Annotated in this window: 23 protein-coding genes and 1 tRNA gene; 14 read left to right on the top strand and 10 right to left on the bottom strand. The window is 70.4% G+C overall.

Annotated features, from left to right (window positions below; translation table 11 throughout):
* Window positions 1–125: 125 nt before the first annotated feature.
* Complete coding sequence (locus tag ACIBAE_RS14640) at window positions 126–455, bottom strand: STAS domain-containing protein (RefSeq protein WP_399284997.1); 330 nt, start codon at window positions 453–455, stop codon at window positions 126–128.
* A 150-nt stretch (window positions 456–605) separates the two neighbouring features.
* The gene (locus ACIBAE_RS14635) at window positions 606–1,019 is read right to left on the bottom strand and encodes an ATP-binding protein (protein ID WP_399284995.1); all 414 of its coding nucleotides are present in this window, start codon (window positions 1,017–1,019) and stop codon (window positions 606–608) included.
* 420 nt (window positions 1,020–1,439) lie between these two features.
* Between ACIBAE_RS14635 and ACIBAE_RS14630 the strand changes: the two genes are divergently transcribed.
* The 4 genes from ACIBAE_RS14630 (at window position 1,440) to ACIBAE_RS14615 (ending at window position 5,352) form a co-directional block, all read left to right on the top strand.
* Entirely contained in the window at window positions 1,440–2,585 is a 1,146-nt protein-coding gene (locus ACIBAE_RS14630) for a PP2C family protein-serine/threonine phosphatase (RefSeq protein WP_399285072.1), read from the top strand.
* Window positions 2,586–2,617: 32 nt separating this feature from the next.
* Complete coding sequence (locus ACIBAE_RS14625; protein ID WP_399285070.1) at window positions 2,618–4,339, top strand: CHASE3 domain-containing protein; 1,722 nt, start codon at window positions 2,618–2,620, stop codon at window positions 4,337–4,339.
* Window positions 4,336–4,779, top strand: a complete 444-nt coding sequence (locus ACIBAE_RS14620; RefSeq protein WP_399284993.1) for a response regulator — start codon at window positions 4,336–4,338, stop codon at window positions 4,777–4,779. The genes ACIBAE_RS14625 and ACIBAE_RS14620 overlap by 4 nt, the downstream gene beginning before the upstream one ends.
* Before the next feature lie 102 nt (window positions 4,780–4,881).
* Window positions 4,882–5,352, top strand: coding sequence for an ATP-binding protein (locus ACIBAE_RS14615; RefSeq protein WP_399284991.1), 471 nt, complete (start codon window positions 4,882–4,884; stop codon window positions 5,350–5,352).
* Window positions 5,353–5,522: 170 nt separating this feature from the next.
* On the opposite strand, the gene ACIBAE_RS14610 is transcribed toward ACIBAE_RS14615, so the two are convergent.
* Window positions 5,523–6,632 (bottom strand): PP2C family protein-serine/threonine phosphatase, encoded by a 1,110-nt coding sequence (locus tag ACIBAE_RS14610; RefSeq protein WP_399284989.1) that lies wholly within the window; start codon window positions 6,630–6,632, stop codon window positions 5,523–5,525.
* A gap of 135 nt (window positions 6,633–6,767) precedes the next feature.
* Here ACIBAE_RS14610 and ACIBAE_RS14605 point away from each other — a divergent pair, with 135 nt between their 5' ends.
* Together ACIBAE_RS14605 and ACIBAE_RS14600 are read left to right on the top strand one after the other, a co-directional pair.
* Window positions 6,768–7,286: a MarR family winged helix-turn-helix transcriptional regulator gene (locus ACIBAE_RS14605; protein ID WP_399284987.1), complete on the top strand. Its 519-nt coding sequence runs from the start codon at window positions 6,768–6,770 to the stop codon at window positions 7,284–7,286.
* A 216-nt stretch (window positions 7,287–7,502) separates the two neighbouring features.
* Entirely contained in the window at window positions 7,503–7,892 is a 390-nt protein-coding gene (locus tag ACIBAE_RS14600) for an STAS domain-containing protein (RefSeq protein WP_399284985.1), read from the top strand.
* Here the strand turns inward: ACIBAE_RS14600 and ACIBAE_RS14595 are convergent.
* The gene (locus tag ACIBAE_RS14595) at window positions 7,866–8,333 is read right to left on the bottom strand and encodes a MarR family winged helix-turn-helix transcriptional regulator (protein ID WP_399284983.1); all 468 of its coding nucleotides are present in this window, start codon (window positions 8,331–8,333) and stop codon (window positions 7,866–7,868) included. The two genes, ACIBAE_RS14600 and ACIBAE_RS14595, sit on opposite strands and share 27 nt — an antisense overlap.
* 301 nt (window positions 8,334–8,634) lie before the next feature.
* Here ACIBAE_RS14595 and ACIBAE_RS14590 point away from each other — a divergent pair, with 301 nt between their 5' ends.
* The 3 genes from ACIBAE_RS14590 to ACIBAE_RS14580 all read left to right on the top strand — a co-directional run bounded on the left by ACIBAE_RS14590 (window position 8,635) and on the right by ACIBAE_RS14580 (window position 10,674).
* Window positions 8,635–9,045: an ATP-binding protein gene (locus tag ACIBAE_RS14590; RefSeq protein ID WP_399284982.1), complete on the top strand. Its 411-nt coding sequence runs from the start codon at window positions 8,635–8,637 to the stop codon at window positions 9,043–9,045.
* Window positions 9,046–9,112: 67 nt separating this feature from the next.
* Window positions 9,113–9,670, top strand: a complete 558-nt coding sequence (locus ACIBAE_RS14585; protein ID WP_399284981.1) for a hypothetical protein — start codon at window positions 9,113–9,115, stop codon at window positions 9,668–9,670.
* An 86-nt stretch (window positions 9,671–9,756) separates the two neighbouring features.
* A complete protein-coding gene (locus ACIBAE_RS14580; RefSeq protein WP_399284980.1) occupies window positions 9,757–10,674 on the top strand; it encodes a transglutaminase domain-containing protein in 918 nt (305 codons plus the stop codon).
* A gap of 70 nt (window positions 10,675–10,744) precedes the next feature.
* Here the strand turns inward: ACIBAE_RS14580 and ACIBAE_RS14575 are convergent, their stop codons facing one another.
* Together ACIBAE_RS14575 and cobF are read right to left on the bottom strand one after the other, a co-directional pair.
* On the bottom strand, window positions 10,745–13,132 hold the full coding sequence (locus ACIBAE_RS14575) for a discoidin domain-containing protein (RefSeq protein ID WP_399284979.1): 2,388 nt from the start codon (window positions 13,130–13,132) through the stop codon (window positions 10,745–10,747).
* 376 nt (window positions 13,133–13,508) lie between these two features.
* Window positions 13,509–14,282 (bottom strand): precorrin-6A synthase (deacetylating), encoded by a 774-nt coding sequence (cobF, locus tag ACIBAE_RS14570; protein ID WP_399284977.1) that lies wholly within the window; start codon window positions 14,280–14,282, stop codon window positions 13,509–13,511.
* Window positions 14,283–14,429: 147 nt separating this feature from the next.
* On the opposite strand from cobF, the gene ACIBAE_RS14565 reads away from it, so the two are divergent.
* From ACIBAE_RS14565 to ACIBAE_RS14555, 3 genes are read left to right on the top strand one after another with little or no spacing between them, the layout of a single operon-like run.
* The gene (locus ACIBAE_RS14565) at window positions 14,430–15,149 is read left to right on the top strand and encodes a (Fe-S)-binding protein (protein WP_399284975.1); all 720 of its coding nucleotides are present in this window, start codon (window positions 14,430–14,432) and stop codon (window positions 15,147–15,149) included.
* Entirely contained in the window at window positions 15,146–16,609 is a 1,464-nt protein-coding gene (locus tag ACIBAE_RS14560; RefSeq protein ID WP_399284973.1) for a LutB/LldF family L-lactate oxidation iron-sulfur protein, read from the top strand. Before ACIBAE_RS14565 ends, ACIBAE_RS14560 begins: the two co-directional genes overlap by 4 nt.
* Window positions 16,606–17,289, top strand: coding sequence for a lactate utilization protein C (locus ACIBAE_RS14555; protein WP_399284971.1), 684 nt, complete (start codon window positions 16,606–16,608; stop codon window positions 17,287–17,289). The genes ACIBAE_RS14560 and ACIBAE_RS14555 overlap by 4 nt, the downstream gene beginning before the upstream one ends.
* A gap of 32 nt (window positions 17,290–17,321) precedes the next feature.
* Here ACIBAE_RS14555 and ACIBAE_RS14550 read toward each other — a convergent pair whose 3' ends face one another.
* Window positions 17,322–17,798 (bottom strand): DUF309 domain-containing protein, encoded by a 477-nt coding sequence (locus ACIBAE_RS14550; RefSeq protein ID WP_399284969.1) that lies wholly within the window; start codon window positions 17,796–17,798, stop codon window positions 17,322–17,324.
* Between the two features lie 102 nt (window positions 17,799–17,900).
* Here ACIBAE_RS14550 and ACIBAE_RS14545 point away from each other — a divergent pair.
* Window positions 17,901–17,974: transfer RNA gene (locus ACIBAE_RS14545), tRNA-Pro, on the top strand.
* A 96-nt stretch (window positions 17,975–18,070) separates the two neighbouring features.
* On the opposite strand, the gene ACIBAE_RS14540 is transcribed toward ACIBAE_RS14545, so the two are convergent.
* Window positions 18,071–18,214, bottom strand: coding sequence for a hypothetical protein (locus ACIBAE_RS14540; protein ID WP_399284968.1), 144 nt, complete (start codon window positions 18,212–18,214; stop codon window positions 18,071–18,073).
* 177 nt (window positions 18,215–18,391) lie between these two features.
* On the opposite strand from ACIBAE_RS14540, the gene ACIBAE_RS14535 reads away from it, so the two are divergent.
* Window positions 18,392–18,628, top strand: coding sequence for a hypothetical protein (locus ACIBAE_RS14535; RefSeq protein ID WP_399284966.1), 237 nt, complete (start codon window positions 18,392–18,394; stop codon window positions 18,626–18,628).
* Here the strand turns inward: ACIBAE_RS14535 and ACIBAE_RS14530 are convergent.
* Together ACIBAE_RS14530 and ACIBAE_RS14525 are read right to left on the bottom strand one after the other, a co-directional pair.
* Window positions 18,568–19,767, bottom strand: a complete 1,200-nt coding sequence (locus ACIBAE_RS14530) for a hypothetical protein (RefSeq protein ID WP_399284964.1) — start codon at window positions 19,765–19,767, stop codon at window positions 18,568–18,570. The genes ACIBAE_RS14535 and ACIBAE_RS14530 overlap by 61 nt on opposite strands.
* Before the next feature lie 47 nt (window positions 19,768–19,814).
* A complete protein-coding gene (locus ACIBAE_RS14525) occupies window positions 19,815–20,387 on the bottom strand; it encodes a hypothetical protein (RefSeq protein ID WP_399284963.1) in 573 nt (190 codons plus the stop codon).
* Window positions 20,388–20,494 lie beyond the last annotated feature (107 nt).

Here is a 20,494-nt window from a genome sequence, read left to right as displayed (position 1 = left end):
GCGACCGGCCGGCTGATCGCCGGACCGTTCGCGCCACCCCTGCTGCTGACGCTTTGCCTTCCATCAAACGCCGCCTCGGGCGCCCTCGCCACCGGGCCCTGGGGACGAGGCCCCGGGCTCACGCGTCAGCGACGCAGCGCGGCCTCAAGATCCCGCTCGACCGGGAAACGTCCCGCCGTCCCGGTCATGTCGAGCAGCCGCTGCACCGACGGGTGCAGCGGGCCGACGAGCCGCAGGTCGTAGCGGTGGGAAGCGGAGGACAGCAGATGCACGATCGCCGAATCGGCGAAGCCGACCCGGGAGAGGCCGATCACGACCCGGGAGGCGCCCGCCCGTCCGGCGTCACTGATCGCGAGCTCTATGTCCGGCACGGCGTCGACGTCCACGTCGCCCGCCAGATCCACCACGTACGCGTCCCGCTCGGGACGGTGCGTCACGACGGCTTGATCCGGCACCGGGGGATGGTCGGGGCTCATGGGGCCACAGCATGCCATGGGCAGCGCGGCAGCCGTCGGGTTGATCACCTGATGATCGGCAGTCGTGCCGTAACGATCGTCGGACGGTCCGTCACGGGACCGTCCGGTCACCGTGCGGTCACCGCGCGGTCAATGACGGACCCTCGCCCTGATCAGTTTGCCGCCGTCCCCGAGCGGGACGACCGTGACGTCCGCCAGGCGGTGCACCAGGGGCCAGCCGTAGCCGCCGGGCTGCCAGTCGTCCCCGTGTTCCTTGTGCACGGGGTGGAGCGCGCTCGGATCCTGCACCGTGATCTCCACCGCTCCGCCACGGTCGGAGATCCGGAAAGCGGTGACCCCGCCGGCGTGCCGGATGGCGTTGGTCACCAGTTCCGACACCACGAGCAGCACATCGACCATCGTGGGCCCGGGCAGCGCGGGCGCGCGCCCGTCCATGAAGGAGCGCGCCAGCGCACGCGCCTCGGCCGTGTCCGCCGGGCGCGCGTCAAGCCAGGCCGCTCCGCCCGTGACGGCGTTGTCCGCTGCGTCGTCGACCGTTGTCATCCCCCGCACCCCCGTACGCGGCTCTGGTTCATGCCGTGAGTTCCTGCCCGTGCGTGTGCCCTGAGTGGCATGCGGTGAACGCGCTCTCCGTGGCCTCAGGCCCGGCGGAGAGCATCGCATGTTCCCGTGTGCGTGAACCAGTGTGCTCGCACACACCGCTCCGTCCCGCCGGTTTGCCGCAAGTGCACCCTCGGGGAGTGTTCTCCCACCGCGAGCGGAATGATGCTCCCGTAGTCGCATATGCTTCCGGCCGATAACAGCACGGGGTGACCGGCGCCGCCGGGTGAGGGGTGGAGTGTGATGGAGTTGCCCGTGAGCCTCCCGTCGCGTTCCGCAGGGGGCGTCCGTACGGCCGGCCTGGTGCCGTCCCAGGACGTCAGCGCCGTTGTACGCGATTCCCTGTGGTCCGTCGAAGCGGTCATGCTGCTCGTCGAGGACGACTCGGGAGACGCGCTGCTCGTCGAGGAGATGCTCGTCGACAGCGACCTGGACTCCTCGCTCACCTGGTGCAAGACGCTGGCCGAGGCACAGCGGTTCCTCGCCACCGCCACCACCCCGGTCTGTGTCCTCCTCGACCTCCACCTGCCGGACGTCCACGGCGTCGACGCCGTCACCCGTATCGTCCGCAGCGCCCCGGACGCCGCCATCGTCGTCCTCACCGGCATGGCCGAGGGCGAGGCCGGGCTCTCGGCCGTCGCGACCGGCGCCCAGGACTACCTCGTCAAGGGACGCTTCGACCCGGAGTCGCTGAGCAGAGCCGTCCGGTACGCGCTCCAGCGCAAGCAGGTCGAGCAGGCCTCGGCCGCCCTGCGGGCCAACGAACTGATGGCGCAGGAGAACGCCCGGCTGGAACGCGGCCTGCTGCCCGTTCCCCTGCTGCGCGGCGAGGACTTCGAGGCGGTCGCCCGGTACGAGCCGGGCCGCGCCCACGGCCTGCTCAGCGGCGACTTCTACGACGTCGTGCAGACCGCCGACGGCACCGTGCACGCCGTCATAGGCGACGTGTCCGGCCATGGCGCCGCCGAAGCCGCCCTCGGGGTCTGTCTGCGGGTCGCCTGGCGCACCGCCGTCCTGTGCGGCACACGCCAACTGGAACAGGTACGCCTGCTGGAGGAGATCCTGGTCGCCGAGCGCGCCGACCACCATGTCTTCGCCACGGTCACCTCGCTCGCCTTCCCGCCCGGCGGCCGGACGGTGCGGATCGTACGGGCCGGGCACCCGGGACTGCTCGTACGCCACCGTGCCGAGGTGCGCTGGGAGGAGCCCCGGGTGGGCATGGCCCTGGGGCTGCTGCCCGGCGTGGGACGCTGGACCGAGACCGAACTGCCGCTGCCGGAGGGCGGCCATGTGGTGCTCTTCACCGACGGCCTCTTCGAAGGCCGTACGGGTCCCTCGACCCGGCTCGGCGAGGACGGGCTGCTGGCCCTGGCCAGAAAACACGGCGGACTGCCGGCGAACGCCTTCGTCGACGCGCTGGTCGAGGAGGCGACCGAGGGAGCGGCCCCGTACGGCGGACTGGCCGACGACGTCGCCGTACTCCATCTCGGCTGGGGCGACACTCGATGAGTACCCTGACCGCGAAGAGCAATACGGAGAACATGACGAGCAACGAGCAGAACTCCCGGCGCCCCTCGGCGTGGCACACCCTGCGGGGCCGGCTCTCCGTGCGGGGCTGGGTCCAGCTGATCCTCGCGGCCATGGTGCTGGTGGTGTGCGGCTGCACGGCCGCCGCCGGATTGCTGCTGGCGCGGGCGAACGACCGCACCACCGAACTCGTCGACCGTATCCAGCCCGCGCGGTCCAACGTGTTCCAGCTCCAGAAGTCCCTGCTCGACCAGGAGACCGGAGTACGCGGCTTCGCGCTGACCGCCGACCCGTCCTTCCTCGCCCCCTACGACCAGGGCCTCAAGGACGAGCGGCGCTTCACCGGCCGGGTCAAGATCATCGTCGCCGGCGACCCCGTGTTCACGCAGGACCTCGCCCACATCACGCGGGCCGCCGAACAGTGGCGGAGCGAGGAGGCCGAGCCGCTGATCGCGTCCGTACGGACCCGGGGCGCCGAGGCGGCCTCCGCGGAGCGGGTGACACAGAGCAAGGCCGCGTTCGACAGGCTGCGCGACCTGTTCGCCGTCCAGCAGAGCCACCTCGACCAGGCCAGGGAGGAGGCGCGCGCGGAACTCACCGGCGCGCGTGAGCTGCGCGACATCGTGCTCGTCGTGGTCCTGATCGTTTTCGTCCTCTCGGTGGCGGGCCTCGCCTTCGTGCTGCACCGCATGGTCGGCCGGCCGCTGAACACCCTGCGCGCCGCGTCCGACCGGGTGCGCGCCGGAGCGTTCGACCACCGCATCCAGGTCGGTGGTCCGTCCGACCTGCGGGCCGTCGGCGCCGCCGTCGAGGACATGCGCCGGCGCCTCGCCGACGAACTCGCCGTGACCCGCGCGCGGGAAACCCTGCTCGCGGAACAGGCCGAGGAACTGCGCCGCTCCAACTCCGAGCTGGAGCAGTTCGCGTACGTGGCCTCGCACGACCTGCAGGAGCCGCTGCGCAAGGTCGCCTCCTTCTGTCAGCTGCTGGAGAAGCGCTACGGCGACGAGCTGGACGACCGGGGCAAGCAGTACATCGACTTCGCGGTCGACGGCGCCAAGCGCATGCAGATCCTGATCAACGATCTGCTCACCTTCTCCCGGGTCGGCCGGGTGCACGACGCCTGGCAGCCCGTCCCGATGGACAAGGTCCTCGACCGGGCGCTGGGCAACCTCGCGCTGGCCATCGAGGAGTCCGACGTCACCCTCGTACGGCAGGACCCGCTGCCGGAGGTCACCGGCGACCCGACGACCCTCGCCATGCTCTGGCAGAACCTCGTCGGCAACGCCATCAAGTTCCGCACGCCCGGCGAGCCCCCCCGGATCACCATCGGCTGCACCCGGGAAGGCGACGAGTGGCATGTGACCGTCGCCGACAACGGCATCGGTGTCGCGCCCGAATTCGCCGAGAAGGTCTTCATCATCTTCCAGCGGCTGCACGCCAGGGACGAGTACGAGGGCACCGGCATCGGACTGGCGCTGTGCCGCAAGATCGTCGAGTTCCACGGAGGCAGGATCTGGCTGGAGTCCGGCGAGGGGGGCGGCACCCGCATCCACTTCACCGTGCCCGCCCTTGCCGGGGAGGCCACTGTCACCGAAGCCGCCGGGCCCGCCCGGTCCGCCGTCCCCGGCCCGTCCGGTGCCCCCGACGACGTTCCCGCCGTCCCCGGCCTCCCCGAGGCCTCGGAGCAGTCCGCCGACGCCCTCCTCACCACTCCGCCCGGAGCCGCCCAGTGACCATCCCCGTACAGCCCATCGAGGTCCTGCTCGTCGAGGACGACGCGGGTGACGAACTGATGACCCGCGAAGCCTTCGAGGACAACAAGATCCGCAACACCCTCCACGTGGTGCGCGACGGGGAGCAGGCCCTCGACTTCCTCTACCGGCGCGGTGAGCACGAGGAGGCCCCCCGGCCCGACCTCATCCTGCTCGACCTCAACCTGCCGAAGTACGACGGACGCCAGGTGCTGGAGCAGATCAAGACCGACCCGGAACTGGCCCTGATCCCCGTCGTGGTCCTCACCACCTCGTCCGCCGAGGAGGACATCATGCGCAGCTACAAACTGCACGCCAACGCGTATGTGACCAAGCCCGTCGACCTGGACCAGTTCATCGCCGCCGTCCGGCAGATCGACGAGTTCTTCGTGACCGTGGTGCGGCTCCCCGGCCGTGGGTGACACGCCTCACGGAAAATGGCGGGCATACCGTCGGCATGTGCGGGCATAAGGCGATCGGAGAAGGGGGTCCCGATCGCCGCACCGGCGCGCGGGCAGGAGCGTATGAACCAGCAGACCATGATCGGTACGGCCTTCCCGTCCACCGCGACGGACCCCGTACAGCCGCTGCGCCGCGCGAGCCAGTACACCGGCGAGCCGGGGTGCATAGCGGAGGCCAGGCAGCTCGCCGTCCGGTTCCTGCAGCAGCTCGAAGCCGAATGGCTCGCCGTCCTCGGCGGCCACACGCGCGACGATCTGCTGCTGGTCGTGAGTGAGCTGGTCACCAACGCGGAGCGGCACAGCCACGGGCCGTACCTGCTGGAGCTGGAGGGCACCGACCGGCAGGTGACCGTGACCGTGTACGACAGCAGCTCGACGCTGCCCCGGCGCTTCGCCAAGGACCCCACCCGGCTGGGCGGGCACGGCATGGAGATCGTGCATGTGCTCAGCGACCGGCTCACCGCCGAGCGGGTACCGGTCGGCAAGCGGGTCCAGGCCGTGTTCGACCTGGCGCGGCGGACGGTCGCGGCCTGACGGACCGCACGGACCGGGACCCGGATCGCGCTACGACTCCGGGTCCCGTAGCGCGACCGTGGGGCCGCGGACACCCTCAGGCGCCTTACATCCGTACGGGAACCCCGCCTCGGACCAGGCCCCGCCGGACCAGGCCCCGCCGGACCAGGCCCCGTCGGGCCGGGCAGGACCTAGGACCGCCTGCCGAACCAGTCCACGCACAGCACCAGCGCGTCGTCCATCGACTCGGCCTCACGGTAGGCCGTCAGCTCACGGAGCACCGCGCGCGGCACCATGGCGGCGGGCAGCAGGCTCGTCGCGCTGATCGCCCGGGCCAGCGCCCGCTCCCCGTACACCTCGCCCTGCGGCGAGACCGCCGCGTACACCCCGTCGCTGACGAAGAACAGCCGGTCGCCGGGCAGGACCTGGAACCGCTGTGCCACATAGTCGGACTCCTCGAACATGCCGAGGGGCAGCTGGGCGTCGAGGTCGATACGTTCCACGGTCTTGTCCCGCTGACGCCACAGCTGAGGGGAACCGGCGTCGACCGCTTCGACCCAGCCGGTGGCCAGCTCGAAGCGGAGCAGCAGGGTGGAGACGTAGGACGCCCCCCGGTGCTGTTCGTACAGCGCCTGGTCCGCCAGCGCCGCCTGGTCCGCGATACCGATCCCGGCCCTGCGGGCGTTGCGCAGCGCGTTGACGGCGAGATTGGTGAGCAGGGACGCCTGGATGCCCTCGCCCATGCCGTTCGTCACCGCGAGCGTCAGCTCCTCGGCGTCGGCGGCCCAGTCGAAGTTGTCACCGTGGATGGCGTAGGCGGGCTCCAGCTGCGCACCGATCGCGTACTCCTCGGCGGTGCAGGCCCGGGCGGGCAGCAGCTCCCACTGCATCTCCGCCGCCAGGGTCAGCCGGTTCACCCTGCGCGCCCGCTGATAGAGATCGGTGTCCCGCTCGGCCACCAGGATCTCGTGCCCGAGCAGCTCGGCCACCTGCGTCAGCCCCTCCACGGTGTCCGGGGTGGAGCGGTCGGCCGGCAGCCGGACCGTGAGGATGCCGAGCCGCTCACCGCGGACCGTGACCGGCAGATGATGGTCCACGGCGTCCCGGTGCCTGGCCTCCTGTTCGTGCGGCTCCTGGCTGCCGAAGGCCCGGCCCTCCGGGGTGTTGTGCAGCGACAGCGCCTCGTCGGGGTGGGCGACGCCGTTGACCGGCTGGAGCACCGTGAGCCCGTAGTCGGCGAGATAGAGCTGTACGGACACCGCGCCGTACACCGAGGCGAGCTGGCCCCGCAGCGTGTCCACCAGGGCATGCGGCGCCGCTGCGCGGACCGCTCTTTCCACATCCGCGAGTAGAGTCACTGTCGTTCTGGCCTTCTTCTTACGAGGTCGGGTCCGTCTGGGCTGACAAAGGCCCGTGCCGGATGAAAGAGTGGATCGATGTCCCGCTTCACTGGTCAGTCGCGCCAACGCGAGCAGGTTGCCGAGGCCGTCTCAGCCGCTTCGGAACTGCTCGAGGTGCTGTGGGGGCGTGGCCAGGAGGCGGCGCCTTCGGGGCCGGTCTCCCCTTCCCAGCTACGTGCCCTTCTCGTCATCGAAAAGCATGAGGGCGCGAACCTCCGCACGCTCGGCGAAGTCCTCGGCTCGCGTCCCTCCTCGCTGAGCAGGCTCTGCGACCGCATGGAGGCCATGGGCCTCGTGGTCCGCTCGCCCAGCCCGACGAGCCGCCGGGAGGTCGAGCTGCGCCTCAGCCGGCGGGGGCACAAAGTGCTCGACGAGTACCGCGCCTTCCGCACCCGCGAGGTCGGCATCGTGCTGGAGCGGATGGACCCCTCGGACGTGGTGATGCTCGCGGAGGGGCTCGCCGCGTTCCGTGCCGCGGCGGCGGGCCGGCTCGGGGCCCTGGGCAGCGAACCCGCCGACGCCGGAGAGCGGAGCCACGTGGCGGACAGCGCATAGCTTCATTCGGGCCCACTTCCTGGCATCGGCACGTTACTCTCCGCGCAAAGTCCTCGTGCGGAAGCAGAGAACAGATTGTTGCCCACCAGAGAATGTTGTCAAATGGCAACTATCGCTTCTATCGTGGTGGCACCGTGTAGTCAGCCGTGGGGCCGCGAGCTGTGCGGCCGGGCGGCGCCGTCTCCCGACCTCTTCTACAGCCCTTGAAGGATCTCCGTGTTCCCTTCCGACAGCGCAGGACAGGCCATGGGACTGGCCGCGAGGCAGAACGGCGACGCGATCGTTCTCGCCGTCAGCGGTGATCTCGACCTGGAGAACATCGCCCCCCTCGCCACCGCGCTGGCCGAAGCGGGCGAGACCGTGACGGGTCCCGTCGTGGTGGACCTCTCCCGCGTCAGCTTCGCCGACTCCACGACGGTCAACGTGCTGTTGCAGGCCCACGGCACGCTGGGCCCGAGACTGCGCCTGGCCGAGCCCTCCGCCTTCGTGCGGCGGTTGTTCGCGGTCATCGGGCTCGAACACGCCCTGCCGGTGTACGGCACGGTCGGCGACGCCCTCGCGGCCGACGCCCCGTCGACGTCACTCGCCCCTGACGGCCGCGAGTGACGAGGAGAACGACCGCAGTCCCGCGAGGAGATGGCGGCGCTCACCCGCCGGCATCCGGCGCATGACCTCCGCGATCTCCGCCGCCCGCCGGGAGCGGTAGTCCGCCAGCAGCGCCGCGCCCTCCGGGGTGAGCGCCAGCTCTATCCCCCGGCGGTCCGCGAGCACCGGTCGGCGCTCCAGCAGACCGGCCGCCTCCATCCCGCCGCAGACGCGGCTCGCGCGGGGGAGTGTCAGCCCGACCGCCCTGGCCGCCCCGGTCAGATTGATCCCCGGGCGCTCCTGGACGATCAGCAGGATTCTCAGCCGGTGGGGGAGCAGCCGGCGGTCGACGGCGGCGGCCGCACCGGCCGCGATCTCCGTGACGGCCTCCGCGGACACGGCGAGCTGTTCCGCGGCTTCGCGCAGGGCCTCCGCCGATGCCGGGGGCCGGGGTCCTTCCATGTGCCCATCCGTTCCGCGTGTCGCCGCCGGCGGGGCGCGACACGCTGTCCGACCACTGCTGCCCTTCCCGCTCATCCGTATTTCACACGACGACGGGACGCGTCACCAGTTGCCGGGCCGGGGGAACCGGGGCCCGGGGTGACGGCGGGACCCCGGGCACGGGTCGGGTGAGCTACGCCGCCATCCCTGTTCGACCGGTTCAGCCGCCCTTGGGTCCGGGGACACCCATGGGCTCGGCTCGCGGGGGTACACGGCGAGAGGACCAGGGCGTCAGAGGAGTCCGACCTTCGGGGTGAACCAGATGAACCACGTACCCATGAGCGACAACGAGTCCTCACCGCCGGCGGAGTGGGACTGCCGTCCACAGCTGGCGGCCGAGGCCCGGGAGGCCACCTACGGATTCCTCGCCGGGCTGTATCCGACACCGTCCGCCCACACGGCCCAGAACCTGGTCCTGGTCGTCTCCGAGCTGGTGACGAACGCCCTGCGGCACGCGGGGGACGTCAGCTCTCTGCGACTGCGCGCGGACCGGCAGAGCCTGCAGATCGTCGTCGACGACCCCAGCTCTGCGCAGCCGCAGGACCGTACGCCCGACCTCACCGGCCGCACCGGCGGCTTCGGCTGGCCGATGATCCAGCGCCTGGCCCAGCGGGTCACCGTCCGGGCCCGCCCCGGCGGCGGCAAGACCATCCGGGCGGTACTCGCGCGGTAGTGCGGACGCCCTCTCGCGTTTTCGCCGCCCGGCGGCCGCGCAGCCTTCCGGGGAGCGAAGGAGCGGTATGCGCGAGTTCGGATTCGGATACGGACGCCGGTACGGATACGGATATGGTGCGGGCGTCATCGGCCTGCTGCTGGTGCTGGCGGGGTGTACGGACGGTGGTCCTTCCGCGCCTCACGACAGAGCACCGTCCCCGCCGCCCCGGCCCTCCGCGTCGCGGTCGGTCTCCGCGCCGGTGCCCGAGCCCGCGTCCAGCCCCATCGCGTCCGCCTCCCCGTCCGGGTCCGGGTCCGCGTCCGAGGGCAGGAGCCGGGCCGCCTGCGCGGACACCGACTGCGAGATCGAGCTGGGCGCGGGTGACGAGGTCCGCTTCCGCGCCCGCGAGGGCGTCGACCGTTTCGGCGTCACCGCCGTGGACGGGAAGGGCGTCACGTGGCGTCTGCCGGGTGCTCAGCGGTGCGGCGCGTCCGGACCCGGTGGGATCCATGTGGTGGGCGACGACGACGGGTGCCGGGGAACGGTCGGGGCGGGCACCACACTCACGGCGGAGGGCGTCACGGTGACGTTCCTCGATGTCGGGGAGAAGACGGTCCGTATCCGGCTCAGCCCGCGTCCGTAGGGCTACGCTGGGTGCTCGCGTTCGATTGGTGATCGATTGGTGATCGATTAACCGGTGATCGGTGAAGAGCACCCACGAGGAGAGCGATGCCGGAGCAGGACCCGGGCACCCTTCCGTACTACACACGGCCGGGGATCATGACCTCGGCGGGCCGGTTCGCGCCGCTGTTCGACGTGTTGCCGCGTGGTGTGCCGGCGCTCGCGGGCATCGCCCAGGGGCTGCTGATACACGAGCATGTCGCGCACGCGTACGGGCGGACACTCTCCGACGAGGACCACGCCGCTGTGCACATCCGCCGCGTCGAGGAGCTGCTGGAGCGGATCGCCGCCCGGGATCCCCGTCCGCTGGACACCGCTCGGCCGCTGCCGGACCGGATACCGGCGAACTGCGGGCATTTCAGCGTCCTCATGGTCGCGATGCTGCGCGCCCAGGGCACCCCGGCCCGGGCGCGCTGCGGCTTCGCCGGTTACCTGGGCGCGGGCACGTTCGAGGACCACTGGGTGTGCGAGTACTGGAACTCCGGGGAGCGGCGCTGGGATCTCGTCGACGCGCAGCTCGACGCCCGGCAGCGGATGATGTTCCGGATCGATTTCGATCCCACGCGAGTGCCTCGCGACCGTTACCTGACGGCCGGTGAAGCCTGGCGGCGGTGCCGCGCGGGGACGGCGGACCCGGAAAGGTTCGGGCTCCGTCTCCGGAAGCGGGCCGGTCTGTGGTGGATCGCCGGCAACCTGATGCGGGACGCCGCCGCGCTGGGCGGCGTCGAGCTGCTGCCGTGGGACGCCTGGGGCGCGATGCCCCGGCCGCACGAGACGATCGACGACGAGCGGGCCGCCTTCTTCGACGGTCTCGCCGCCCTCACGGGCACGCCCGACACGGGCTTCGACGCGTTGCGGCGGCTCGGTGAGGAGGATGCCCGGCTGCGCGTGCCGGAGAAGGTGTACAACGCGCTGCGCGAACGCGAGGAAGCGATTCCGCGTACGGGCGAAGCCCGAGCCGTCTGAACAGCGATGCGGGCCCGGCCTCGGCGGCCGGGCCCGCACGCGTGTCCCGGGAAGTCCCGGGAGGGAGCGATCAGCTGGTGTAGGCCTCCAGCTCGGAGAGCTGTCCGGCCGGCCAGCCGGTGTTACCGGTGAAGGTCAGCCGGAGGTAGCGGGTCGACGTGCCGTCCAGGTTGACGGTCACGGTGTTGTTGCTCGACGGGTTGAAGGTGTATCCCGCCGAAGCCTTCAGCGTGGTGTACGAGGAGTTGTTGGTGCTCCCCAGCACGCTCAGGGTCTGCGTACGGGTGGCCCACGACGACGACGGAGGAAGCTTCAGCACCAGGCGCTTGACCGCCTTCGCCGCACCGAGGTCGACGGTGACGGACTGCGGCCAGGCGTTGTTCGTGCTCTCCCAGTAGGTGTTGGCGTTGCCGTCGACCGCGTTGCCCGCGCCGTACACGTCCGCGTGGCCCGTCTCGGTGATCGGCTTGCCCTGGGCGATGTTGCCCGTGTCCGCCGGCGGGGTGGTCGGCGGGGTGGTCGGCGGAGTCGTGGGCGGGGTCGTCGGAGGCGTGGTCGGCGGGTCGGTGGGCGGGGTGCCGCCACCCGGAACACCGCCGTTGGTCCACACCGGGGTCGGCCAGGTGCCGGTGCAGACCGGCGGGTCGGCGAACCAGCCCGAGTTGCCGGTGCCCCGGGTGATCACGAAGCCGGATCCGATGCAGTTGTGGATCGGGTTGGGCTGCGCGATGTGCGTGGCCGTGACGTTGGTGAACGAGGCGGTGCCGGGCGCCTGGATCTGGAGCGCGTAGGTGCCGGCCCCGTCGATCCGGATGTTGTTGAAGTGCAGCCCGTTCGTCGCGCCTTCGATCAGATGGATCGCGGCGTAGGAGCTGTCCAGGATCTCACTGTCAGTGATATTGATCGTGGCGTTGATCGGTTCGTTGAGACCGCTGAACCAGACCGCGCCGACCCCGAATTGCCAGTTGAAGTCGTTGTTCCCGGTACGGATCAGGGTGTTGCGCGCGGCTGTGGTGGTGCCGGAGACCGCCGTGCCCTGACCGGAGTTGACCCCCGGGTAACGGTTGGCGATGTGCAGACCGCCACCGTTGGTGATGGTGTCCGCCATCACGTTGTCGGAGATCGTGATGTCCTTGCCGCCGTACGTCACGATGTTGTTCGCCAGGATCGGCAGGATCACCGTGTTGAAGGTGAACTTGTTGTTGACGTTCGGAACGGCCTCCGCCCACATGGCCAGACCGTCGTCACCGGTGTTGCGCACAAAGGTGTTGGTGACGGTGGAGTTGGTGACGCCCATGTGGAAATTGACGCCGTCAGCGGTCTGGTCCAGGATGCGGCTGTTCTTGATGGTGAAGTTGTCCATCGGGCCGTCCATCCACGCCCCGACCTTCGTGTGCTGCATCCACACGTCGTCGACCGTCGAGTTGGACAGTGCGCCACCGATGGCGTTGACCTGGTCGTTGTCCTCGCGCTCACGGATGTCGCCCAGGATGGCGAAGTCCTTGAGGGTGACGTTCCTGCTGCCGCCCGCGTTGGCGTACTTGCCGTACACCCCGACGGCCTTGGAGCGGTTGGACGGGTCGCGTCCGGTCAGCACGCTGTACCAGGGGCCCGCACCCGCCAGCGTCACCTGGTCGACGACGATGTGGTCACGTACCTGGAAGGTGCCCTGCGGGATGTAGACCGTCTTGCCCTGCGCCTTGCCCGCGTCGACCGCCGCCTGGATCTTGGCGGTGGAGTCCGCGGCGCCGGTCGGGTCGGCGCCGAAGTCGCTCACCACGTCCAGCGCGCCCGAGGGCTTGCCGATCGGGGAGGCCACCTGCTCGAAGTCGGCCAGGTCGATGGTGAACGTCGGCGAGTCGGCCGTCGAGGAGACCTGGAGCCGGACCTTGGTCCCGGCCGCCAGGGTCGACCCGAACATGGTGCGGGTCTCGTCGTAGAAGTGGTGCGGGTTGGTGTCACCCGGGTTGTTGTTGAACGGGTAACCGCCGTAGTACCAGCTGTAGTGCGAGGTCACGGGGACGCTCTTGAGCTGGTTGCCGTTGACCTTGACGTCGATGGAGGCGTCCCGGCCCGTACCCGCCGCGTTGTCCGGCAGCGAGTAGCGGAACGACATGGCGTTCGCCGGTGCGGTGAGGGTGAACTCCACGTACTGGCCGACCGCGTTCAGCGTCACGGCCTGCCGGCCGGAAGCTTCGGAGGGGAGGTGTCCGTAGAGACGGTCGGGGCCGATCAGGGTGCCGTTGGTGGCGGCGTACTCGGCTTCCTGCTCCTTGAACGGCACGGTCGCGCCGCGACCGGGGACGTTGAGCGGAGAAGGGGCGGGGACCGCCGCCGCCTGCGCGGCGGGTGCGGTGGAGAGCACCACCGCTGCGGCCGTCCCGGCCACGGCGAGGGCGAGGGACACGGATGCGGATATGCCGCGCCGGAGCAAACGGCGTCTCGGGGGGAGTGTCACAGACATACGTCCTTGCGGCTCGTGGGGACTCTGCGGACGCGAGAAGGCTAGAAGTGAGGACGCAGGAAGTCTATGAATCCGCGCAAATTTTGAAGCCAGAAGTAAAAATCTTCGACCCAAAGGCGCCGGTGAAGCCGTACATACCAGGGTGCGACTTGTAGGAAGCATGTCAAAAAAGGCAAGTGGGAATCGGAGACCAGCAGCAACTCCCGCCCCTCGCAACCCCATGGCCACGCGCGGGCGCCGACCCGATGCGACCCCGGCGCGAGCCCGCTGATGCCGGCGCGATCCGGCGCGAGCCCGGTGACGCCGGCGCGATCCGGTGCGATGCGATGCGGCGGGACGCGGCGGGACGCGCGCGCTCGCCGACGCGGTCTCAGTCGCGCCGCAGCAGATACGTGTCCATGATCCAGCCCTTGCGGGCCCGCGCCGCCGACCGCGCCTCCTCGATCCGCCCGGCGACCTCCGAGAGCCGCCCCGAGATCAGGATCTCGTCCCCGGTCCCCACGTAAGCGCCCCAGTAGATGACCGGGTCGGCTGCCGTCAGATGGCGGAAGGCCCCCCGCGCGTCCAGCATCACCACGACATCGTCCACCCCCTCCGGCCACCCGTCGGCGAGCCGCCGGCCCGTGGTGATCTCCAGGGGCCGGCCCACCCGGGTCAGTCCGACCCGGTGCTTCGCGGCCAGCGCCGAGACGCTGCTGATGCCCGGAATCACCTCATGCTCGAACCGGACCGAGCCGCCCTCCAGGATCTCGTCCAGGACCGCGAGCGTGGAGTCGTACAGGGCGGGATCCCCCCAGACGAGGAACGCGCCCGTACGGTCCTCGCCGGGGCCCTCGCCCAGCTCGTCGATGATCATGCGCTCGTAGAGCCGGGCACGGCGGCGGCGCCAGTCGTCGACCGCACCGGGGTAGGCGGCGCTGTCGGCCGCGCGGTCCCGCTCCGGATCGCCGGCCTCGACCAGCCGATAGGCGCGCCCCTCGATGTGGCGCTCCAGGATCTCGCGCCGGAGCCCGATGAGGTCAGACTTCTCCGCGCCCTTGTCCAGGAGGAAGAAGACGTCCACCTGACGCAGGGCCCTGACCGCCTGCACGGTCAACTGGTCCGGATCGCCCGCCCCGATGCCGATGACATAGATCTTTCTCACCGCACCGAGTCTGGCCCCACGGGCCGCGGCCGTCCCGGCGCCGCGCGGGCGGAGATCTTCGGATCTCCCAGCCATCGGAGGTCTGATGGCCCATCAGGCGCCTTGAGGGTCTTACGTGGGCCGCCGCGCGCGACATATGCTCCGCACATGCGCGCCGCACTCTTCGTCACCTGCGTCAATGACGCCGTGTATCCGTCCACCGGGATCGCGACCGTACGGCTCCTGGAACGCCTGGGCGTCGATGTCGACTTTCCCGAGGCGCAGAGCTGCTGCGGCCAGCCCCAGTTCAACACGGGCTACCGCCGCGAGACCGAGCCCCTGGTGCGGCGGACGACCCGTGCCTTCGAGGGCTACGACTACGTCGTCACCCCTTCCGGGTCCTGCGCGGCGATGGTCCGTCACACCTATCCGAAGATCGGTGACGCGGCCGCCGCGTCGCTGGCCGGGCGGATGTACGAGCTGACCGAGTTCCTGGTCGACGTGGTCGGGGTGACCGACGTCGGCGCGTACTTCCCCCACACCGTCACCTACCACCCGTCCTGCCACGGACTGCGGATGCTGGGCCTGGGGGAACGGCCGCGAAAGCTGCTGGAAGCGGTCAAGGGACTGGAGCTGCGGGAACTGCCGGGCGCGGAGGAGTGCTGCGGCTTCGGCGGCACGTTCGCGGTGAAGAACTCCGATGTTTCCGCGGCGATGGGCCAGGACAAGGTCCGCAATGCCGTCTCCACCGGGGCGGAGGTGCTGTGCGGCGCCGACAACTCCTGCCTCATGCACATCGGCGGCATCGTGAGCCGCGAGGACGCCCCGCTGCGCGCCGTACATCTCGCGGAAATCCTGGCATCGACGGAAGAGGAGCCCTGGTCATGAGCGGTACGTATCTGGGGATGCCCGCCTTTCCGGTGGCCGCCAAGGCCGCGGTGGGCGACGAGACGCTGCGGGGCAATCTGCGGCACGCCACCCACACCATCCGCGACAAGCGGGCCAAGGCGGTGGCGGAGCTCGACGACTGGGCGCGGCTGCGGGAAGCCGGCAAGCAGATCAAGGACCACACCCTGCGCCATCTGGACCGCTATCTGGTCCAGTTGGAGGAGACGGTCACGGCGGCCGGCGGCATCGTGCACTGGGCCGCCGACGCGGCCGAGGCGAACCGGATCGTGACCGAGCTGGTGAAGGCCACCGGCGAGTCGGAGGTCGTCAAGGTCAAGTCGATGGCCACGCAGGAGATCGGCCTCAACGAGGCGCTGGAAGCCGAAGGCATCTCCGCGTACGAGACCGACCTGGCCGAACTCATCGTGCAGCTCGGCGACGACCGGCCCTCCCACATCCTCGTCCCCGCCATCCACCGCAACCGCGGCGAGATCCGGGACATCTTCCGCGACCGGATGGCGCAATGGGGACGCGCGGCCCCGGACGGCCTGTCGGACACCCCCGCCGAACTCGCCGAAGCCGCGCGGCTACATCTGCGGGAGAAGTTCCTCCGGGCGAAGGTCGCCGTCTCCGGCGCGAACTTCATGGTCGCGGAGACCGGGACACTCGTCGTCTTCGAGTCGGAGGGCAACGGCCGTATGTGCCTGACCCTCCCCGAGACCCTGATCTCCGTCGTCGGGATCGAGAAGGTCGTGCCCACCTGGCGTGACCTGGAAGTCTTCCTCCAGACGCTGCCGCGCTCCTCGACCGCCGAGCGGATGAACCCGTACACCAGCATGTGGACCGGTACCCACGACACCGACGGGCCCCGCACCTTCCACCTCGTCCTGCTGGACAACGGCCGGACCGGCACACTGGCCGACGAGGTGGGCCGGCAGGCGCTGCGCTGCATCCGCTGCTCGGCGTGTCTCAACGTCTGCCCGGTGTACGAGCGGGCCGGCGGTCACGCGTACGGCTCCGTCTACCCGGGCCCGATCGGCGCGATCCTCAGCCCTCAACTGCGGGGCACGCGGAGCGAGATCGACGCGTCACTGCCGTACGCTTCCTCCCTCTGCGGGGCCTGCTACGACGTGTGCCCGGTCGCCATCGACATCCCGGAGGTCCTGGTCCACCTGCGCGAGCGGGTCGCGGACCAGGGAGGCAAGGGGCACCGGCTGGAGAAGGTGGCGATGAAAGCGGCGGGCTGGGTCTTCGACCACCCCCGCGTCCTGGCCGCGGGGGAGCGGGTCGCGTCCAGGACCCGCACCCTGCATCCGTCGAGACTCCCGGGCGCGGGGGCCTGGACCGACACCCGCGACCTGCCCGGGATCCCACCCGAGCCGTTCCGTGACTGGTGGAAGAAGCGCGAGAAGAACCGCGAGAAGAACCGCGAGAACGACCGTGAGGACAACGGCACATGAGCACCAGCACCAGTACCAGCACCGGTCCGGGCCCGGGTCCGGCGCCGGGCGCGCGGGAGCGGATCCTCGCCCGTATCCGTACCGCCGTGGCCGACGCCCCCGACGCGCCGGAAGCCGGCCGCGACTACCTCACCACGCACACCCCGGACGACCGCGACCGCGTCATCGACCTGCTCGCCGAGAACCTCGCGGACTACCGCGCGATCGTCCACCGCGCGGACCCGGAGGGCCTGCCCGCGCTGGTCGCCCGCCTGCTGGCCGAACGGGGCGCCCGCAGCGTCCTCGTACCGCCGCTGCTCCCCGCCTCCTGGCTCTCCGCGTCGGCCCCCGGCATCACCCGGATCGAGGACGACCCCGGGGCCACCGCCCACGAGCTCGACGCCGTCGACAGCGTCATCACCGGCTGCGCTCTCGCCATCGCCGAGACCGGCACCCTCGTCCTGGACGCGGGGCCCGGCCAGGGACGGCGCCGGATCACCCTGGTCCCCGACCACCACATCTGCGTCGTACGTACCGCCGACCAGGTCGTCGCATCCGTCCCCCAGGCCATGCCCCGCCTGGATCCCACCCGCCCGCTGACCTGGATCTCGGGACCGTCAGCGACCAGTGACATCGAACTCGACCGGGTGGAAGGCGTGCACGGCCCCCGCGCCCTGGAAGTGATCCTCCTCGACGACTGAGCGGATGACCGGGGGAGCGGCCGGCCGGGCAGTCAGATCAGCCGGGGCGCCTCGGCCCCCGCGTCCACCGGGCCGTGCCCCTCCAGCCGCCCCGCCAGCTCCCCGGCCCATGCCGTCAGCCCGGCGACATCGATCCCGTACGGGGCACGGTCCCGGTACGCGGCGATCCCGCCCGCACCGCGCAGCAGCAGCCGCGCCCCGCCCGCCGTATTGCCCCGCGCGGCGTGCGTCAGCCCGACGGCCAGCTGCGCCAGTCCCCGCCACAGTGCCCGCTCCGCGTCGGGGCCCGACTTCCACGCGTCCTCGAACACCTCATGCGCGTGGAACGGCCTGCCTCCGTCCAGCAGCCGCTGTGCCTCGCGCACCGTCTCCCCGGGCGCCCGCACCAGCCCTTCCGGCTGCCGCTCCACGCCCGGCGCCCCGTAGGGCAACGGGCGCCCCAGCCCGTCCCGTGGCCGCGCGCTCCGCGCCCGCCCCTCGCTGTCACGGTCCCGCCGCTTCTCCGTCATGCCTCGATTGTCGCGCGGACAGGGGTGCGTTTCTCCGCTGCGTGGAGTGAGGTAATGTTCTCTTGCGTGGCCAGCCGGGGAAGCCCTGGTGAGGCCGGGCATCGGGACGTGGCGCAGCTTGGTAGCGCACTTGACTGGGGGTCAAGGGGTCGCAGGTTCAAATCCTGTCGTCCCGACGATGTATTTTCAGGTCAGAGGGGTCCTTCGGGGCCCCTTTCGATCGTTTCCAGGCCTGCCGTCTCACGATTTCTCACCAGTGCTGTTGATCAAGGTCAGCCGAGCAGTTCGGCCAGCTTCTCCGAACCGGCCTTCAACGACTGCGGGTCAGGGTGAACGTAGGTCCGCTTCGTGAACCCGAGGTCCGAGTGACCGGCCCACACGGTGACCACCGTGTCCGGCACCCCGTGGTTCGCCATCTGCCTGCTGCGCCCGGAACGCCTTCAACGCCCGCAGGACCGGCTTCGGCAGGGGCAGCGTGGCGCTTACCGGCCTCGGTCGCGGAGCGGCAGGCGGACGACCGGCGCCGGGCGGCCCTCACTGAGTGGGGCACAACCTTCGGGGAGATCGGCCCGGCCGAGGGCCCTGCGGTGGTGATGTCCCGGCTCATCCGGCAAGCGTCCGGGCATGTGGCGTGGCTGCTGGAGCGCGTCCGAGAGACGGAGGCGGACGCCGTGGTGTGGGGCATGACCTCCGAGGTGCACCGGGAGGGCGGGGAGTTTCCCGGCGTCGACACCACGTACGCGGCCGAAGTGCACGGCTGGGTCCGCCTCTACGGCGAGGAGCGGGACCGTCTGGTCCATATGTGCTCGGTGGCCTCTCGCATGGGGTGAACGAGCGCTTGGTGCACATCGCGGAAGTCCAGACGAAGATCATGTTCGAGGCTATGAACCGGGCCTTCGGCGCCCTGGAGCTGACGCCCGAGCAGCAGCGACGCGTACCTGACGTCACTCACTGCTTGCGGCCCTTCCAGGTCCACTTCGGCAAGCAGATGCATCAGGGCCGGGAAGCGCTCGTCAAGCGCGAGGCAGAGAGGTTCGAGGTCAACCTCTCCCGTGTCCTCGTCTACGAGATCCAGTACGGCCGAAACCGCTCCTCGGCTGGCAGCCGGGAAGTCGCTGTAGACCTTCCGCCTCGGCTCACGAAGCGCCAGTTTCGCGTTGCTCCTGATCTTGTCTGTGGCAGGAACTTTGGGGACCAGGGCGGTAGAGATTCTGGGGACCAGTGTGGGGATGCGGGGGCCGATCGTCATGCCCAGCATCTCGGCGGCCCGTGCGCCGCTGGACAAGAACATGGAGAACAGTGCCCGGTTGCGGTGGCAGCCCAGCGAGGTGAACAGGTCCTCGACGACATCGTCGGGGACCGCCCGCGGCTCGCGGTCGACCTGCTTCTGCCGGTAGGCGCCCCGGCGGTGCAGCCGGAAAGGCTCCAGCGGGTTGTGATGCGCCTCCAGCCGGCGCCCGTCACGGGACTGCGGTGGCACCGGGGAGACCAGCGGACCCTGCCCGGTCTGCAGATGGTGGTCGTAGAACGCCGACAGCACCGACACCGCATGGTTGATGGTCGCCGGGGCATAGCCCGACTTCAGGTACGGCTTGCCGGTACGCGCGTTCAGCGACCCCGGCACGGGTGCGTCCGGGTGACGCCTGTCCCGCGCCGGGTTGTGGCATGTACGGAGCCAGAGGACGAAGTCGCGTACGTCCACACGCTTCGCACGGCTCCATTCGACGTCCACTGCGGCGAGGAACCGGAACCAGCGCAGCAGGTCAAAGGCATAGGACCGGCAGGAAGCCGGAGTGTTGCCGCAAGCCAGCAGCTCCCGAAGAAACTCGCTTGCCGGTGTGATCGGCCGCCCGGCGCCATCGAGCACCACCCAGGGCAGCGTGGCGGCAGTGGTCGCCTCCACGCCGCCGACCCGTGTAACCACCAGGCCCGACACTTCGCGTTCGGGTATCACTACACCGTGATCCATCGCATCTCCGTCTCATCGGGCACATCCCGAACGGAGACTCCTCGCCCTCACCAAGCCGACACGTAGGACACGCCGATAGTGCAGTCAACGGGTCGGTGCACGGCCTTGCCGGAGAACGACATTCGCAGGGTGAACAGGGCGCACTTGACCGTGGTCCCGGCGACGCGCACCCACACGTCGGAGAAGTCGACTTCCGCCTCCTCGCCGGGCAGGTGAACCTGCGGGACCATGCCCTCAAGGTGCTGGTGGCCTTCCCTGGCCTCGGCCGCGATCTGCGGGCGGCGCTTGTTCACCCAGTCCCGCAGCGTCGAGTACGAGGCTTCGCTGAACCCGTACTCGCCCGCCAGTCGCTGGAAGATCCGCTCGATGGTGTGCCGCTGCTTGCGCGGCGCGGTCAGGTCCTCGCGCAGTATCGCGTCGATCCAGTCCTTCGCCGGGTCCAGCACCGAGACCCGCTGCCAGCCGGCCTTGCGGGTCGGCGGCACCGCCGAGTCCAGGGCCCGGCGCACCGTGCGGCGATGGACACCGTAACGCTCCGCCAGGGCCCGTTGGGAAACTTCGGGCTCAAGTCGCTTGTCCCGACGAATGCTTGCGAACAACTCCACCCGCGACAGCGCCACCCTCGGCCTCCCGACACGACCATGACCACAGCCACGGCCCCCGACAGGCCGTGATCGCTGGGTCACACCCTGGCGCGGCAGCCGAACGGAGCACCCGCATTCACTCG

The sequence above is a fragment of the Streptomyces sp. NPDC051569 genome (genome assembly GCF_044454085.1).
In the GTDB taxonomy this organism is placed as follows: domain Bacteria; phylum Actinomycetota; class Actinomycetes; order Streptomycetales; family Streptomycetaceae; genus Streptomyces.
The sequence above is the reverse complement of the archived record's forward strand: the minus strand, read 5'-3'. Positions and strand labels throughout refer to the sequence as shown.